The sequence below is a fragment of the Poinsettia branch-inducing phytoplasma str. JR1 genome (assembly GCF_000309465.1).
Lineage (GTDB): Bacteria > Bacillota_I > Bacilli_A > Acholeplasmatales > Acholeplasmataceae > Phytoplasma > Phytoplasma pruni.
In genome coordinates, this window is the sequence record NZ_AKIK01000185.1 from 1 (window position 1) to 244 (window position 244).

Sequence of the window (244 nt, forward strand, 5' to 3'; positions counted from 1 at the left end):
ATTAATTGGTTTCAAAGAAGAATTAAAAGCAGTCGAAGGATTCATTGATTACCTTAATAACAAAGAAAACTATACCAATATTGGCGAGGTTGATTCGCCCTTAGGTATCTTAATGTATGGTATCCCTGGTACAGGTAAAACAACCTTAGCCAGAGCCTTAGCCAAAGAAACTAATCTCCCTTTTTTTGAAGTAAGCAGTTCCATTTTTTCCCAAAAATATAAAGGAATTGCGCCTCAATTAGTA

Annotated in this window: 1 protein-coding gene; it reads left to right on the forward strand. The window is 34.8% G+C overall.

The genetic code is table 11. The annotated features are described in order from the left end of the window. Window positions 1-244: AAA family ATPase (locus tag ON17_RS03200; RefSeq protein WP_040849965.1), on the forward strand; the 244-nt coding region annotated here is incomplete at both ends.